Raw genomic sequence first — 16,494 nt, forward strand, 5'->3', positions numbered from 1 at the left:
AGGAGGCGCAGTCTACTATGAAAGCTGTTCACGGTTTATCCAAAAGAAACAAATCTCCACTTCGCATAATAGCTATTTTTCTTGCTGTTATCATTCTTTTACTGATTTCTATGTTTTTATCTATTTCCATCGGTTCTATACATATTTCTTTTGGGACGATTAAGCAAGCTTTACTAGATTTTGACGGATCAAAAGAACAATCGATTATTCAAACTGTCCGCCTGCCTCGCTTATTGGTCACGGCATTTGTTGGTGCTAATTTGGCTGTCGCCGGAGCGTTGATGCAAGCATTAACTAGAAACCCATTAGCTTCTCCTGGTATTTTTGGTATTAATGCCGGGGCATCAGCGGCAATGGTATTTTTAACGGTTTTAGTGCCAGGTGTAAGCATGATTGGCGGGGTGTTTGGAGCATTTTTAGGAGGCGCCTTTGCTGCTGTTATTGTCTACGTCATGAGTTCGTTGATTAAAGGAGGAGACAGCGATGTAAAGCTTGCTTTAACGGGTGTCGCTATACAAGGTATGCTTATGTCTCTTACACAAACGCTGCTAATTTTTAATGAAAGCAAAACAGAAGGCGTTATGTTCTGGCTCACCGGCTCAGTTATTGGGCGGGACTGGGGACATGTTCACGTGTTGCTTCCTTTTAGCATTGTAGGTCTGCTTGTTGCGTTTGGTCTGGGAAGAGCGTCTTCTTTGCTATCTTTAGGAGATGATGTAGCTAGAGGACTCGGGCAGCGAGTCTTTGCCATTAGAGCGTTCACTGCAGTTGTTGTGATTGTATTAGCTGGTGTTTCAGTGGCGATTGCGGGTCCTATTGGATTTGTAGGGCTTGTTGTTCCTCATATGGTGCGCTATTTAATAGGTGTAGATTACCGAGTTGTTTTGCCAATGAGCGCGCTGCTTGGAGCTTCTTTACTGCTATTAGCAGACGTATTGTCGCGATTTATTACATACCCGTATGAGACCCCTGTAGGTGCAGTGACAGCACTTCTTGGAACACCGTACTTTATTTACTTAGCGAGACGCAAAAAAACAGAAAGGAAGGCATGAGTATATATGCAGACTGTCAATAAAACAAAAAAGCAGCCATCTCGATTCAAGTCTGTCGGCCTGTTTATCATTCTTTCTGTCTTAATTATAGCGCTGAGCGTGATAAGCCTTAGCTTAGGAGACATTAACATACCTCCTTTAGATATTATTACGTCTTTTATTGGCATTGGCGATCCTGACTTGACGTCTATTTTGGTAGAATTTCGCCTGCCTCGTATTTTGCTGGCTATTTTAACCGGGATCGGCCTAGCTGTGTCCGGAGTCGTCGTACAGTCTATTATGAGAAATCCGCTCGCTAGTCCAGATACATTAGGTCTTTCAAGCGGATCAGGGTTAGCTGCTGTTGCAGTCACTATTTTACTGCCTTTAGCAAGTCCGTCTGTTTTATCAGTCGCTGCGTTTGCAGGAGGCTCCTTTGTCTTCGTAATCGTCTATTTGCTTGCTTATAAAAAAGGAGTAGAACCTATTCGATTTGCGTTATTAGGTGTAGCGGTCAGCGCTTTTTGTTCATCCGGTATTCACTTGTTAATTTCAAAAGCAAATCCAAACGTAAACGCAGCACTCATTTGGCTGAGCGGCAGCTTATGGGGAAGAACATGGGATCAATTGATTAGTTTACTTCCGTGGGTCGTTATACTAGTACCGCTGATTTGGCTGTTAGCTGCTCGGTTAGATTTAATTCACTTAGGTGATGAAGTGGCTCGAGGGCTAGGGGCTAGAGTAGAGCTAATTCGTCTAGTATTACTAGCAAGCGCAGTGGCAATGACGGCTGCCGTTGTATCGGTTGTTGGTACCATTGGCTTTGTCGGGCTTATTATTCCTCATGTGGCCAAACGGTTAGTGGGACCGAGACATAAACAACTGATTCCTACAGCCGCTTTACTTGGAGCTTTGTTTGTACTAGCGGCAGATTTGATTGGGCGAGGAATTGCTCCTCCGATTGAAATTCCGGCCGGATTAATCATTGGCATTATCGGCGCTCCGTATTTTCTTTATTTACTGTGGAGAGAATCTAAAAAATAAGCTCGCGCTTTAGCGCGAGCTTATTTTTATTCCAAGTGAATTTTGGGAAATGGAATATGCGGAGGCTCTTCTAGCCATCCTTGTTCAATACTTATTCTTGATACTTCTTTGGCATATTCCAAAATTTCAGTCGTGAAGTTTGTATAGTTTAAAGCGAGATCTAAACGGGGGCTTGTTGACATCGCAAGCCCGTAGCCACGTACATTTTCAGTAATCATCGCAGCTAGGTGAAACATCATGAGTTTTTCTGAAAATGGGGGAACAGAAGACTTTTCTACTCCGTAATCCCACTTCATTGTGACCGGTATGTTTTCTACCATTAGCGGTTGTGACAGGGATTCAATATGCTGCTGCACAAGCTCTCTACCCTTTAATAAAAAAGCCTGAATGTCCTGAGAAGGAGCTGTTTGAGCAAACCCTAAAATTAAATCCTTTGCAATTAAGTTCGTCTGTATGCTTGACACGATATGAGAAATTTCAATGACGGTTAACGGCCGCTTTTCATCAAAATAGCTTCCTAAGAAGAGTTCTTTATCGTTCATATCAGACGCATCTGCAATAGGAATAGGAGGCAGTTCTATAAAAATTTGTTTTTCTAACAACAAATCTGTAATCGTTTGGTTAAGCTTTTCTGCTTTTAACAGCAAGCTGCGAAAAAAAGATCGTACATCATTTCTTGCGGCAACATCGACGCCTGTAGTTGCTGACAGCAGAAGGACATTTGAAATATGCTTTAAATAAAGCAAATAAAAAGAATCCGAAAATAATTTTGGAGCTTCAGCGTCAAGGTCTTCTTCTCCGAAACCAAGCGGGATTGGCATATTTTCTTTTAAAAAGATAGCAGTGAGCGCATCACTGTTTTTTGTTGTGATATGCAGTGTACCTTGAATCGCTTTTTGAATCTCTAAATCGTCTACATGACAAAGAAATTGTTTGAGCATACAAGAAATCGCTTTATCGTTCATATATTGCTTCCAAATAACAGCCATCTCAGCGGCTGATAGTGGAGAAAATGATTGATTATTCATAATAAACTCCTCATGCTAAGTAATTAACAAGTTTCTAAAAGGTTACCAACTAGTATAAGTCAAAGGAAGTAAGATAAACACTATAGAAAGTAAAAAAGGTATCAACATTTTACTATAAGAGTAAACGTCATGCATAATTTAAAGGTTCTTTTAGCAAAAGAAGGGCGCAGCCGCTTCTTTCTTGCAAAGCAGAAATAAAACCGAAATAATAAATGAAGAAAGTTAGGCAAGAAAGGAGTTTCATTATATGCCAGAAGGTCCAGAAATTAGACGAGCAGCCGACGAAGTGGAAAAAGCGATTATCGGTCTTCCTGTTCGCGAGATATGGTTTGCTTTTCCATCTTTGCAACATTATGAAGAAGTATTAACAGGAGCTCGTATTGAGAGAGTAGATACAAAAGGAAAAGCTATGCTTATTCGTTTTGACAACGGCTATACCATTTACTCACATAATCAGCTTTATGGAAAATGGTATGTTCGTTCATCTTACAATTATCCATCTACAAACAGACAGCTGCGCCTTGCAATTCATAATGAAAAAAAATCAGCGCTGCTTTATAGCGCTTCTGATATTGAAGTATTGCGTGATGAAGAAGTTCCAGCTCATCCTTTTGTATCAAGGGTTGGTCCTGATATCTTAAGTGAAGAAGTAACGGCAGGTGAGCTTTTAGACCGTTTTTATTCTAAACCATTTTATCGTAGAAAGTGGGCATCGCTGCTGCTAGACCAAAGCTTTATAGCTGGGATTGGCAATTACTTGCGCAGTGAAATCCTATTTGTAGCGGGAATTAACCCTGCAGCTCGTCCCATAGACTGCACGGAAGAACAGCTTAAAAAGGCAGCTGAAGCAACCATTTCTCTTGTAAAACAGTCCTATAAAACAGGTGGCATTACAAATGATGTAAAGCTTGCTGAATCGTTAAAAAAGAAAGGGCAAAAGCGCTCTGCATACCGCCACTGGGTTTTTAACCGTGAAGGAGAAGCTTGTCGAATTGACGGCACGCCTATTCTAAAAGTCCAAGCTGCTTCTAGAAGGCTTTATTACTGTCCTACTTGTCAGAAATAGCAGGATATATTTATTCTGCTATTTTTTTGATGTAAAAATGAATGAACATTCATTTTTGTGATATAGTTAAAAAGTAAAGTCATAACCTTAAGGGGAGGGATAAGATGGAATGTAAAGCAGGAGATACATTTACGTGGCAAAGAACGTTTCAAGAGGAAGAAATCATGCAGTTTGCGGAGATGACTGGAGACCGGGGCAAACATCATATAGAACGTGACGAAAAAGGGCGGCTAATGGTACATGGGCTTATGACTGCTAGTATTGGGACAAAGATAGGGGGAGACTTAAACTACATTGCAAGAGAAATGGTGAGTGAATTTCTTCGTCCAGTTTTTGCAGGAGATACAGTTACCTGTGAATGTATATTAACTGAAGTAGAAAAAGCAGATGGTTTTCAAAAATTGAAAATCAAATCAGTGTATCGAAATCAACAAGGTAAAGAAGTACTGATAGGGACAAGTAATGGAATTATAAGAGATTGAAATGAAAGCGCTAATAAAAAATAAGTTATGAAGGTTGTTAAAAAAGTCACGGATTCGTGACTTTTTTATTGTGCAATTTCCTTCTTTTGTTGGTTACCATTTAAATGTAAATATGGTAATTTAGTAAAGTTGAGTTTCACAAATGGTAAAAATGTGTATTTACTAAGTACATAGATTCTTATTTTTGGAAAAATATTTAAAAAGGAGTTTCTTAGATGAAAAAAATAATTAATACCGGCTTAGCACTATCATTCGCTCTATTGCTTTCGGCATGTGGGATGCCGTCTTCAGAGGAATTAACGGGTGACGTGAAAGAAGCACAAGAAAAGGTGAAAAATGTTCAAGTGAAAGTCAATGGGAAAGAAGAAGGATCGTCTGATTACAAAGTCAACGGAGTACAAGAGTTTGATTTTAAAAGTAAAGCAGGTTACATTAACACAAAAATGAACGGCGAAGAATTGAAGATGTATCATGACGGTGATGAAACGTTAGCTGTGGCTGGAGAAGAAAGCACAAAAGTACAGGGAGAAGAAAAAAAGTACGTTAAGGCTTTAATCAATAACGCTAGGGAGCTTCAACAAAATCCAATACGCTACTACCAAAAGTATGATAAAAATCTTCCAAATGAATTTGACGTCACCGAAAAAGGCAAAGAGTATGTATTAACATTTAACGGAGACAAAGACAAAAAGCAAAAAATTGTAGCAGGTGATGCTAAAGCTTATTATAAAATAACAAATCAAGGCAGCGATACTGCTGTAGACCTTGACCAAATTAAAGGAAAAGATTTTTCGCTTATTGTGACAATTGATAAAGAAACGAAGCAAATAAAGAAAGTAGTAAAAAATCAGTCGTATTCAGTTAAAGTAGACGGAAAAACAGAAAACTCAAAGTCTAAGCAAACGTATACGTATACATATAACCAATTAGACAATGTAACAAAACCAAAAGTGGAAGCAAAAGCCGCTGCTGCTTCTAATGGTAGCAGCACCGAAACGCCAAATAAAGAAAAGCAGGCTGCCTATGCCAAGGAAGCGGGACAATACGTGGATGCTTTAATTCAAGCCACTGTTTATCAAAATACAGATCAATTTGTTGCTAAACATCCGAATCAGCAAGATAAGAAACAGGTAAAAGAAAAAGGGGAGTTCCAAAAGAGTTCGTTTGTAGAGTTTTTTGAAACGAATTTTAAAGGGGCTTTATCATCATTGAGCTCAAATATAACCGATGAGCAGTTAAACGAAGTAAGCAGCGCTTTTCTAAAAGCTCTTTCATCTACAAAATATACCATTAAAGATGCAGCGTATAGTGCTGAAGATGGTGCGTACGTCGTACAAGTCGAAATTCAAGGATTTAACGATGCAAGTGTATTAGCGGAAGTCATGACACCACTTGCAGAAAAATATCAGGCGGGTGAGATGAGTAACGAGCAGTTAGTAAACGAACTTATTGACGGAGTAGCAAAACGCTATCGTGAGCCAGTTGAATTACTTCCGGCAAAAACAGTCCCTGTACACGTCGTAAGAAATGGTGAAAAAGATTACGAAGTTTTAATGCAAGATGAGTATCTGTTAACATTTGCTCAACAATCATAAATAGATATAAAAAAGGATTTCAGCTATATGCCTGAAATCTTTTTTTATGTTGTTTTAAAATATAATTTCAGAAAATAAAATAAATTATTGAAATTATATTTTAAAAGAATTATAATAACCATAACTTCACTACATGATGAAAAAGGGGCCGAAAAGATGAATGAACAGCTTACGTTATTAACAACAGAGTCTCAAAACGAGCAGACCATGAAGATAGATACGGCTAGTACAAAAGAAATTTTAAACGTAATGAATAAAGAAGATCAAAAAGTGGCGCTGGCTGTGCAAGAGGTACTTCCAGACGTAGAGGTAGCAGTTGAGTTTGTAAGCGAATCGTTTCAAAAGGAAGGGCGGCTTATTTATGTCGGAGCAGGAACAAGCGGACGGCTGGGAGTATTGGATGCTGTTGAATGCCCGCCTACTTTCAGTACCAATCCCAATCAGGTACAGGGACTGATGGCTGGAGGAGAAAAAGCATTTGTGAAAGCAGTTGAAGGTGCAGAAGATAAAGAAGAATTGGGAGCAGCAGATTTACAAAAAATACATTTAAATGAACGAGACACAGTCATTGGAATTGCTGCAAGCGGACGTACGCCTTATGTGATTGGTGCATTGAAATATGCAAAATCTGTAAAAGCTAAAACAGTAGCGCTGTCTTGCAATGGTAATTCACTTATTGGAAAAGAAGCAGATCATAGCATCGAGGTAGTAGTAGTCCAGAAGTGCTAACAGGTTCCACAAGGTTAAAAGCAGCAAGCACTCACAAAATGATTCTCAACATGATTTCCACCGCGGCTATGATTAAAATAGGAAAAGTCTATGAAAACTTAATGATAGGTATTATTTGTGAAATTACTGGTGTTTTTTATGGCCAGGCAAGTCAAACGCTCGAAGAAGCAAATAATGAGATAAAAACAGCAGTGGTTATGTTCAAAACAAACGAAAATTATGACACCGCGAAGATATTACTGAATAATGCGGACGGTTATGTAAGAAGAGAGATTAAATATTACGTATGTAAGGAGAGAAACGATGTCAACAGGCGGATTAACAATGATTAAAAATACGGTGGCTAAGCTTCCAGATTCGGAGCGGAAAATTGCTGAATATATTTTAAACAACCCGCATACTGTGGTAAACAGTACGGCTGGGGAACTAGGAAGACTAGCGAATGCGAGCAGTGCTGCTGTTATTCGTTTGTGTAAATCTATCGGGGTTAGCGGCTTTCAAGAATTAAAGGTTAGAGTAGCCGGTGATTTAGCTAAAGATACAGAACAAGGATACCGTGATATTGAAACAAATGAAACAATTCAATCTATTGTCAAAAAAACGGCAAGCAACAGCATTCAAAGTCTAAGTGATACGGCTGAGCTTGTGAATTATAAAGAAGTAGAGCGGGCTGTTTTGGCGCTGATTGGAGCAAAAAACATTCATTTTTTCGGAATTGGTGCTTCACATATTATTGCTATAGATGCGCAGCAAAAATTTCTTCGAATTAATAAAAATGCGACGGCTTTTGCGGATAGCCATTTAGCAGCTACACTCATCGCAAATGCAAGTAAAGACGATGTAGTTGTGGGTATTTCTTTTTCAGGAGAGACTCCTGAAGTAAGCAACGTCTTATCTTTAGCTAAAAATCGCGGAGTAAAGACGATTAGCTTAACTAAGTACGGACAGTCTACCGTTTCGTCTTTAGCAGATATTTGTTTGTATACGTCTTATTCTCAAGAAGCGCCGTTTCGAAGCGCAGCAACATCGTCTCGTTTAGCCCAGCTTTATGTGATTGATGTTTTATTTTTAAGTATTGCAGCGCAGCAGTACGACCAGACGGTTGAGTATATTGACAAAACAAGAGATGCCATTCAGTTTTTGAAAGATAAGAAATAAAAAAAGAGAACGATTACAAAAAAGGGGATTTTGTGGTCTGTTTCCTCAGTGGCGTATCCATCTAAGAGGAAAATACAAAGGGGGATTAACATGTCTTTAGATAATCATCAATTAGCAAAGGCTGTTTTGGAGATGCTTGGGGGAGCATCCAATATTGAAGCGTATACGCATTGCATGACGCGGCTGCGTGTGACTATAAAAGATGATTCAATTGTTAAAAAGGCAGATATACGAAAACTTGAAGGCGTGCTCGGATTAGTGGAAGAAGAAACGCTGCAAATCATTATTGGGCCGGGCAAAGTGAACAAAGTAACAGAAGAATTTGGAAAGTTAATTGATGAATCCGGCGGTATTAACTTAGAAGATCGTGCAGCACAGCGGAAATCGGAGCTGAAAGAAAAAAATGCAACTCCGTTTAAGCTGTTGCTTCGCCGAATTGCAAGTATTTTTATTCCGTTGATACCTGCTCTTGTAGCATCTGGACTTATTACCGGAGTGACAAAAGCAGCTGTGCAGGCGAAGTGGCTTCCGGCAGATTCACAGATTGCTATTCTTTTAACCGTTATCGGAAGCGGTTTATTTGCCTATATGGGTATTTTAGTAGGTATTAATGCAGCAAAAGAATTTGGTGGTTCGCCAGCTCTAGGAGGCTTAGCGGGCATTTTAGTCATTAATCCTGCCGTAGCTGATATTAAACTTTTTGGTGAAGCACTTTTGCCGGGGCGTGGGGGCTTAATAGGAGTGCTGCTTGCAGCAATCTTTATGGCCGTGTTAGAAAAACGAGTACGTAAATTTGTCCCACAGTCACTGGATATTATTATTACACCAACCGTTACGGTGTTAATTACAGGAATTATTACGTATGTGGTATTCATGCCAATCGGCGGCTTCATTTCAGATGGAATCACAAAAGGTCTTTTAGGAGTTTTAGAGGTTGGAGGAGTTGTAGCAGGCTTTGTTTTAGGGGCAACGTTTTTGCCGCTCGTTATTACAGGACTGCATCAAGGTCTTACTCCGGTTCATTTAGAGCTTATTAATTCGATTGGAGATGATCCGCTTCTTCCTATACTAGCAATGGGCGGAGCCGGTCAGGTTGGTGCAGCTTTTGCTATTTATATCAAAACAAAGAAAAAACGCTTAAAGCGAGCAATTGGAGGCGCACTTCCTTCAGGGCTGCTGGGAATTGGAGAGCCGCTTATTTTTGGAGTCACACTTCCTTTAGGGCGTCCATTTTTAACCGCTTGTCTTGGAGCTGGAATCGGCGGAGCGTTTCAGGCGCACTTCCATATTGCAACTGTAGCAGTGGGAGTATCGGGTTTGCCGCTTACGTTTTTAGTTCATGCGCATCAAATTCTTCTTTATTTACTTGGATTAGTTATTGCTTACGCAGCAGGTTTTATTTGTACCTATTTCTTTGGATTTAACGACGAAATGGCGAGGGAGTTTGAATGATTGGCATTTCATTTTATTTGAACGATAGAGATGCCAAACAAAGATTAGTAGAAGCGAGTGAATGCGGCGTTACACGCGCATTCACTTCACTTCACATTCCAGAGGAAAAAGGAGATTTGGCTGAACGGGCAAAAGAATTGCTTCATGTGGCTAGAGATTGTGGAATAAGCGTGTATGCAGATGTATCTAAGCATACACCGGTTCATTTAGGTATCGAAAGCCTTATGACTCTATCTTCACTTGGCGTATCAGGTATTAGACTAGACGATGGCTTTAGCGTAGAAGAAACGATTTTACTTGCGGATGAGTTTTATATTGCCCTTAATGCAAGTACAGTGTCAAAACTAGAAATAGAAGCGCTATTATCTGCAGGTCTTCATCATCATCAGCTGCTTGCTTGGCATAATTTTTATCCGCGGCCTGAAACAGGGCTTGAAGAAACGTTTTTTCAACAGCAGACAGATTTATTTAATGAACTTTGTATTCCAGTTTGTGCTTATATTCCTGGAGAAGGCGAAAAGAGAGGACCTATTTATCAAGGACTTCCTACTAGAGAAAAAGACCGTAATAAATGTCCTTTTACCTCTGCAGTAGATTTATACGGATGCGGAGTAACGGAGGTTTATATTGGAGATCCATACGCCAGTTCAAATTTATTAAAACGTTTAGTTCAATATCAAGAAAACCGCATTATTCCGCTACGCATTCGTTCACCTCATATACAGGGAACGTACAGCGTGCGTCCGGATGTATCAAGAGACGTTCTGCGATTGGTTGATACACGATCTGTAAAACCAGTGCTGCCATTTCATACAGTAGAACGCAGAATCGGAGCAATTACAATGGACAATGATGGCTACGGACGTTACAGAGGAGAGGTTCAAATAGCTAAAAGGAATTTGTCTGCAAATGCTAATGTGAATGTGATTGGGTATGTAATAGAAGAAGATCACGAGCTGCTTTCATTAGTGAGACCGGGGCAAAAGCTTGAGCTTATTACTGTCTGAAGGAAAAAACGGTGTATTTTTAAAGAAGCCAATAGCTAACTAGTAATGTCACAAAAACAAAGAGCACACACTGCATGAAAAAGGTGTGTGCTTTTTCTTTTACTACTAAAAAGGAAACTATTTTCATTACCATATCATGAACCTTTCTATTGAATAAAACGCTTTACTATGATAAAACTATTACAGGTAAACATATGATAATAGATTAATTTCATAGAGATACAACACCACTAGGGGTGCTTTCGAAGCTGAGAGAGACGATAAGTCTTAACCCTTATAACCTGAACTAGGTAATACTAGCGTAGGAAAGAGGTATTGTAATGGATGTTTTGTATGGGATTTCCTTACGAACTCGTTATAATAATTTTGTGTACATAAACAAAAACACTTCTTTCCTGCGAAAGAAGTGTTTTTTTATGCGTAAAGGAAGGTGTCATACATGAAAGAAACAATTGATTTGCTTGTCAAACAGGTAGAGGAGCGCAAAGGAGAGTTAATCCAGTTATTAACAACGCTTGTTTCGTATAAAACGCCAGCGCCTCCTGCACGAAATTCTCATGAAGCGCAGCTGTACGTAGCGGATTTTCTTAAAAACTGCGGTTTTTCCATTGATATGTGGGACTTATATTCTAACGACCCTATCGTAGTGGGAACGTTAAAAGGACAAAAATCGGCTGACTATCAAAGCTTGATTATTAACGGCCATATGGATGTTGCTGAGGTACAAGAAAATGAAAATTGGGAAACCAATCCGTTTGAAGCTGTTGTGAAAGACAATATGATAATTGGACGCGGAGTTGCTGATATGAAAGGCGGTTTGGCGGGAGCATTATTTGCAGTTCAGCTTTTAACAGAAGCAGGAATCGAGCTGCCAGGAGACTTGATTTTTGAATCCGTTGTAGGAGAAGAAGTAGGAGAGGCAGGTACGCTGCAATGCTGTCAGAAAGGGTATACAGCTGATTTTGCGCTTGTAGTCGATACAAGTGATTTACATATTCAAGGTCAAGGCGGAGTGATCACGGGATGGATTACGATAAAAAGCAGTAAAACCTATCATGACGGTACACGCCGAAGTATGATTCATGCTGGAGGAGGCCTGTTAGCCGCAAGCGCTATTGAAAAGATGGCAAAAGTGATCGGAGGGCTACAAGAATTGGAGCGTCACTGGGCTGTTACAAAGAGCTATCCAGGATTTTTGCCAGGGACAAATACGATTAATCCAGCAGTAATCGAAGGCGGAAGACATGCTGCTTTTATTGCAGATGAATGCAGGCTGTGGATCACCGTTCACTATTATCCTAATGAATCGTACGACCAAGTATCAAAAGAAGTGGAAGAATATATTATAGCTATTGCAAAAGCAGATCCATGGTTAAAAGATAATCTGCCAACCTTTGAATGGGGAGGCACATCAATGATTGAAGACAGAGGAGAAATCTTTCCGTCATTAGAAATTGATGAAAATCATGCAGGAGTGCAGCTGCTTGCAAATACTCATGAACAAATGGAAGGGAAAAAGCCTCCAATTGATGTGTCAACTAGCGTAACAGACGGGGGATGGCTAGCTGATGCGGGAATTCCCGCCGCTATTTACGGTCCGGGAAATTTAGCAAATGCACATGCTGTGAACGAACAATTAGATATTAATCAGCTTGTTCAATATACAAAAGTGATAGTGCAGTTCATTTATACGTGGCTGCATACGCATAAGGAGTGATCATCATGAAATTTAGTGAACGATTATACGAAAAGCTGCAGCCTATTTGGCGTCAAAATCATAATCATCCCTTCGTACAGGGGATGGGAGATGGAACGCTTGAAAAGGAGAAGTTTCGCTTCTACATGATTCAAGATTACCTTTACCTAATTGATTATGCCAAATTATTTGCGATTGGAGCCATGAAAGCTACCGATCTTCAAACGATGGGGAAATTTGCAGCCCTTTTAGACTCTACATTAAACGAAGAAATGAGTCTGCACCGTGAGTATGCCAAGAAATTTGAAATCAGCGAAAAAGAATTAGAAAAAGCGCAGCCATCTCCTACAACGCTTGCATACACGTACTATATGCTGCACGTTGGTCAAAGTGGAACATTAGCTGAATTAGTAGCCGCTCTTTTGCCTTGTATGTGGAGCTACTGGGAAATAGGAAAAGAACTTAGTGAAAAGCCTGGAGCTAACAATGAGTTTTACCGTGAGTGGATTGAAATGTACAGCTCAGAAGAATTTGGAGAACTGGCGACATGGTGTATCAATTTATTTGACTCACTTACTGAAGATAAATCAGAAGTGGAATTAGAAAAGCTTGAAGAAATTTTCTTGAATACGACGCGTTTTGAGTATATGTTCTGGGATATGGCTTATAACGAAGCGATGTGGCCAATTCATGAATAGGTCTGTGTTATCTTTTCAAAACGTCAGTTTTACGTACAAGAACGGTGATCAAGCGATTTTAAAATCATTAAACTTAGACGTGAAAGAAGGCGAGTTTGTCAGTATCGTTGGAGCGAGCGGCTCTGGGAAAAGTACGTTGTTTCGTCTTATTACAGGTCTTGAACAGCAGAGTGAAGGCGATATCGTGATTAACGGAAAGTCTTATGAAAAGCGACTAGGAAAAGTAGGCTATATGCCGCAGCAAGATTTGCTGCTTCCGTGGCGTACGATTCTAGACAATGCAGCACTGCCTCTTGAGCTTCACAATGTATCAAAAGCAAGTGCTCATAAGCAAGTGTCTCAGCTGCTTGAAGAGTTTGGCCTAAAAGGGTATGAAAACCGTTTTCCAAGTGATTTATCCGGAGGGATGAAGCAGCGCGTTTCTTTTCTTCGGACGGTATTAAGCGGTTCTAACGTGCTGCTTTTAGATGAGCCTTTTAGTGCACTTGATGCAATCACACGTTTATCGATGCAGGAATGGCTGCTTGACCAATGGCAAAAGCGTAAGCATAGCATCTTATTTATCACTCATGACGTCAATGAAGCGCTTTTTTTATCAGATCGCATTTTTATCTTTTCAGACAAGCCAGTAAGTTGTCTTGAAGAAATTCAAGTGCCGCTTAGCAGACCTCGAACGCAAAAAGATCTGAATCAACAGCGAGTGCTTGATGTGAAAGATTATTTAATTGAACAGCTAAGATCGAAGGTGAACACATGAAAAAGTACGGGGCTTCAGTGATTTTAGTAGTCATTTTGCTGACTGCTTGGGAAATTGGAGCACGCATTGTAAACTATCCGTTTATTTTACCAACGCCCAGCGGTATTTTAACGAAGCTTTGGGAGCTGCGAATGGATTTATTGTTTAAGCATTTACCAGCTACGTTATCTATTGTCGTAATTGGGCTTGTAATATCCGTTGTGCTAGGGGTTCTGCTGGCTGTGTGGATGAATTGGAGTCCGCTTATTGAGCGTGCTTTTTATCCGCTTATTATTGCGTCACAAATGATTCCGACCATTGCCATTGCTCCTGTATTTGTGCTGTGGTTTGGCTACTCCATTTGGAGCAAAGTGATTGTGACCGTATTAATTACGTTTTTTCCCATTACCGTTAGCACATTTGACGGGCTTCGTTCTACAAACAAAGAGTTAAAAGAACTCATGTTAACGATGGGAGCAACAAAAAAAGATATTTTCTTTAAGTTGAACATTCCTTCTGCACTGCCTCATTTTTATTCGGGACTCAAAGTAGCGGTTACCTTTAGTATAATAGGTGCTGCCATTGGGGAATGGTTGGGTGCGCAAGCAGGCTTAGGATATTTCAGTCGTCGCATGATGACACAGTTTGATGCAGCTGGTGTATTTGCACCAATTGTGATTTTATCCGCGCTCGGTATTTTATTTTTTATTATTGTAGTAGGTTTCGAAAAACGTTCATTAAAGTGGAGGAAAACAGAATGAAAAAATGGTTTGCGATTAGCTTAAGCCTGCTGCTTGTTTTGATGCTCGCTGCTTGCGGTCAGGACAAGGAAAATAAAGCTGGTGACAGTAAAAAATTAAAAGACGTTACAATTATGCTTGATTGGTATCCAAATGCAGTGCACAGCTTCATTTACGCTGCACAAGAAAAAGGATATTTCAAAAAAGAAGGGCTGAATGTAAAAGTACAATTTCCTGCTAATCCAACAGACTCGCTTAATTTAGCAGCTGCAGGGAAAGTCACGCTCGGCCTTTACTATCAGCCTGATGTAGCAATGGCACGAGCAAATGAAGATGTGCCGGTAAAGTCGGTAGGAGCGATTGTAAGATCTCCGCTAAACCGGGTTGTGGCATTGAAAGATAGCGGTATTAAGCGTCCTAAAGATTTAGAAGGAAAAGTAGTAGGATACAGCGGAACACCATTAAGTGAATCTGTTCTAAAGAAAATGGTGAAAAGCGATGGAGGAGATCCGAATAAAGTAAAACTAGTAGACGTAGGGTTTGAGTTAAATTCATCGCTGATTAGCAAAAAAGTAGATGCTGTAATAGGTGCGTATATTAACCACGAAGTACCATTGCTTCACAAAAAAGGATACAAAACGGTTGACATTGATCCGTCAGATTACGGCGTGCCATCTTATTACGAGCTAGTGGCCGTTACAGGGGATCAAACGTGGGCAAAAGATTCTGATACGATTAAAGCGTTTTGGCGTGCCGCGACAAAAGGGTATGAATACACGGAGAAACATCCAAAAGAATCACTTCAAATTTTGTTAGATAATCAAGATAAATCAAACTTTCCGCTCGAAAAAGATGTGGAAACAAAAAGTTTGAATATCTTACTTCCAAAAATGAAGTCTGAACAAGGATTCGGCAGTCAAACGAAAGAATCATGGCAATCAAATGTTGACTGGTTAAAAGAGTCAGGGTTAATTAAGAAAAAGCCAAATGTAGATGAGATGTTTGAGAATATTGGGGAATCCCAGTAAATAATTTAAGACGAATTTAAAAAAACCTCCTTATACTGAACGTAACTTTCTGAAAGAGAAAGTGAAAAGGTCAAGGAGGTTTTTTTATGGCTTTTACGATAGTAGATAAGGAAACATGTATTGCTTGCGGAGCATGTGGAGGGAGTGCGCCAGATCTTTATGATTATGATTCAGAAGGTCTTGCTTATGCCGTATTAGATAACAACGAAGGAACAAAAGAAGTTCCTGAACATCAGCAAGGTGAGATGATGGAAGCGTACGAAGGGTGTCCAACAGACTCGATTAAAGTTGCAGAGCAGCCGTTTTATGGAGATGCAGCAAAATTCGAATAGGGCTTTTGAAAAAATAAATAATGATAAAGTACATTTAGTTATCTGATAAGTGAATATTTGGTTATATAGAAAGTTCCAAAACAAAAAAGGTCTTGCCTAGGCAAGACCTTTTTCTACTCTAAATTTGCATGCTTTCCGTACATCGTATGAGTATCAAGTTCTTTCTTCTCCATGAAGCGAAGAATCAGCGCATCGTAAAAAAGAAGAAGCGTTTGTTCAAACAGTGACGCCATAGGCTGTACGGTTTGATAACTGCTTTGTTCTTGATCCTTCGGAGCGCCGGGCAGCTTCACGATGAAGTCAGCCAGCTTGCCAAGCGTGGAATCGGGGGAAATCGTGACTACTCCAACTTTCCCTCCAAGTTCTTTTGCTTTTTGAGCAATAGGAATCAAGCTCTTCGTTTCGCCAGAACCTGATCCGATGATTAATAAATCATCCTGCGTGAAAGTGGACGTCACGGTTTCTCCAATGACATAAGCATCAATGCCCATATGCATCATACGCATAGCAAACGACTTGCCCATAAGACCTGAACGGCCTGCTCCTGTGACAAACACTTTTTTAGATGAGATGATGCCATTTACAAGCTGTTCAGCTTCATCGTCAGCGATTAGAGCTGTTGTTTGTAAAAGCTCATTCATAACCGTTTTTAAATGTTCGCTCGTATGCATA

Annotated in this window: 16 protein-coding genes, 1 pseudogene and 1 riboswitch; of the genes and pseudogenes, 15 read left to right on the top strand and 2 right to left on the bottom strand. The window is 39.9% G+C overall.

The genetic code is table 11. The features are described 5' to 3' along the window. Window positions 1-17 precede the first annotated feature (17 nt). Both ACNHOZ_RS13340 and ACNHOZ_RS13345 read left to right on the top strand, forming a co-directional pair. Window positions 18-1,052 (top strand): FecCD family ABC transporter permease, encoded by a 1,035-nt coding sequence (locus tag ACNHOZ_RS13340; protein ID WP_033578146.1) that lies wholly within the window; start codon window positions 18-20, stop codon window positions 1,050-1,052. Window positions 1,053-1,058: 6 nt separating this feature from the next. Further along, the gene (locus ACNHOZ_RS13345) at window positions 1,059-2,075 is read left to right on the top strand and encodes a FecCD family ABC transporter permease (RefSeq protein ID WP_221833170.1); all 1,017 of its coding nucleotides are present in this window, start codon (window positions 1,059-1,061) and stop codon (window positions 2,073-2,075) included. Window positions 2,076-2,101: 26 nt separating this feature from the next. Here the strand turns inward: ACNHOZ_RS13345 and ACNHOZ_RS13350 are convergent, their stop codons facing one another. Further along, a complete protein-coding gene (locus ACNHOZ_RS13350; protein WP_033578148.1) occupies window positions 2,102-3,103 on the bottom strand; it encodes a DUF3231 family protein in 1,002 nt (333 codons plus the stop codon). Window positions 3,104-3,350: 247 nt separating this feature from the next. On the opposite strand from ACNHOZ_RS13350, the gene nei reads away from it, so the two are divergent. From nei to ACNHOZ_RS13415, 13 genes and pseudogenes are all read left to right on the top strand, one after another. After that, a complete protein-coding gene (nei, locus tag ACNHOZ_RS13355; protein WP_028412142.1) occupies window positions 3,351-4,169 on the top strand; it encodes an endonuclease VIII in 819 nt (272 codons plus the stop codon). Between the two features lie 104 nt (window positions 4,170-4,273). Then, window positions 4,274-4,651, top strand: a complete 378-nt coding sequence (locus tag ACNHOZ_RS13360; RefSeq protein ID WP_048020092.1) for an FAS1-like dehydratase domain-containing protein — start codon at window positions 4,274-4,276, stop codon at window positions 4,649-4,651. A gap of 215 nt (window positions 4,652-4,866) precedes the next feature. Beyond that, window positions 4,867-6,246 (top strand): DUF6612 family protein, encoded by a 1,380-nt coding sequence (locus ACNHOZ_RS13365; protein WP_048020093.1) that lies wholly within the window; start codon window positions 4,867-4,869, stop codon window positions 6,244-6,246. A gap of 156 nt (window positions 6,247-6,402) precedes the next feature. After that, a pseudogene (gene murQ / locus ACNHOZ_RS13370) lies at window positions 6,403-7,307 on the top strand (N-acetylmuramic acid 6-phosphate etherase). Further along, window positions 7,279-8,133, top strand: coding sequence for a MurR/RpiR family transcriptional regulator (locus ACNHOZ_RS13375; RefSeq protein WP_255899368.1), 855 nt, complete (start codon window positions 7,279-7,281; stop codon window positions 8,131-8,133). The pseudogene murQ and the gene ACNHOZ_RS13375 overlap by 29 nt, the downstream one beginning before the upstream one ends. A 90-nt stretch (window positions 8,134-8,223) precedes the next feature. After that, window positions 8,224-9,585, top strand: coding sequence for a PTS transporter subunit EIIC (locus ACNHOZ_RS13380; RefSeq protein WP_255899371.1), 1,362 nt, complete (start codon window positions 8,224-8,226; stop codon window positions 9,583-9,585). Continuing rightward, entirely contained in the window at window positions 9,582-10,592 is a 1,011-nt protein-coding gene (locus ACNHOZ_RS13385; RefSeq protein ID WP_255899374.1) for a MupG family TIM beta-alpha barrel fold protein, read from the top strand. Before ACNHOZ_RS13380 ends, ACNHOZ_RS13385 begins: the two co-directional genes overlap by 4 nt. 222 nt (window positions 10,593-10,814) lie before the next feature. Then, window positions 10,815-10,917, top strand: a riboswitch (TPP riboswitch). A 114-nt stretch (window positions 10,918-11,031) separates the two neighbouring features. Next, complete coding sequence (locus tag ACNHOZ_RS13390) at window positions 11,032-12,309, top strand: acetylornithine deacetylase (protein ID WP_028412152.1); 1,278 nt, start codon at window positions 11,032-11,034, stop codon at window positions 12,307-12,309. 5 nt (window positions 12,310-12,314) lie between these two features. Next, window positions 12,315-12,986: a thiaminase II gene (gene tenA, locus ACNHOZ_RS13395; RefSeq protein ID WP_447697167.1), complete on the top strand. Its 672-nt coding sequence runs from the start codon at window positions 12,315-12,317 to the stop codon at window positions 12,984-12,986. Beyond that, window positions 12,979-13,743 carry an ABC transporter ATP-binding protein gene (locus ACNHOZ_RS13400; RefSeq protein ID WP_028412154.1) on the top strand — a complete coding sequence of 255 codons (765 nt, stop codon included), beginning with the start codon at window positions 12,979-12,981 and terminating at the stop codon, window positions 13,741-13,743. Before tenA ends, ACNHOZ_RS13400 begins: the two co-directional genes overlap by 8 nt. Further along, window positions 13,740-14,483, top strand: coding sequence for an ABC transporter permease (locus tag ACNHOZ_RS13405; protein ID WP_255899378.1), 744 nt, complete (start codon window positions 13,740-13,742; stop codon window positions 14,481-14,483). Before ACNHOZ_RS13400 ends, ACNHOZ_RS13405 begins: the two co-directional genes overlap by 4 nt. Continuing rightward, complete coding sequence (locus ACNHOZ_RS13410; protein ID WP_028412156.1) at window positions 14,480-15,490, top strand: ABC transporter substrate-binding protein; 1,011 nt, start codon at window positions 14,480-14,482, stop codon at window positions 15,488-15,490. Before ACNHOZ_RS13405 ends, ACNHOZ_RS13410 begins: the two co-directional genes overlap by 4 nt. Before the next feature lie 86 nt (window positions 15,491-15,576). Beyond that, on the top strand, window positions 15,577-15,822 hold the full coding sequence (locus ACNHOZ_RS13415) for a ferredoxin (RefSeq protein ID WP_255899383.1): 246 nt from the start codon (window positions 15,577-15,579) through the stop codon (window positions 15,820-15,822). A 113-nt stretch (window positions 15,823-15,935) separates the two neighbouring features. Here the strand turns inward: ACNHOZ_RS13415 and hxlB are convergent, their stop codons facing one another. After that, window positions 15,936-16,493: a 6-phospho-3-hexuloisomerase gene (gene hxlB / locus ACNHOZ_RS13420; protein ID WP_048020097.1), complete on the bottom strand. Its 558-nt coding sequence runs from the start codon at window positions 16,491-16,493 to the stop codon at window positions 15,936-15,938. Window position 16,494 lies beyond the last annotated feature (1 nt).

The organism is Priestia sp. D51 (genome assembly GCF_053345675.1).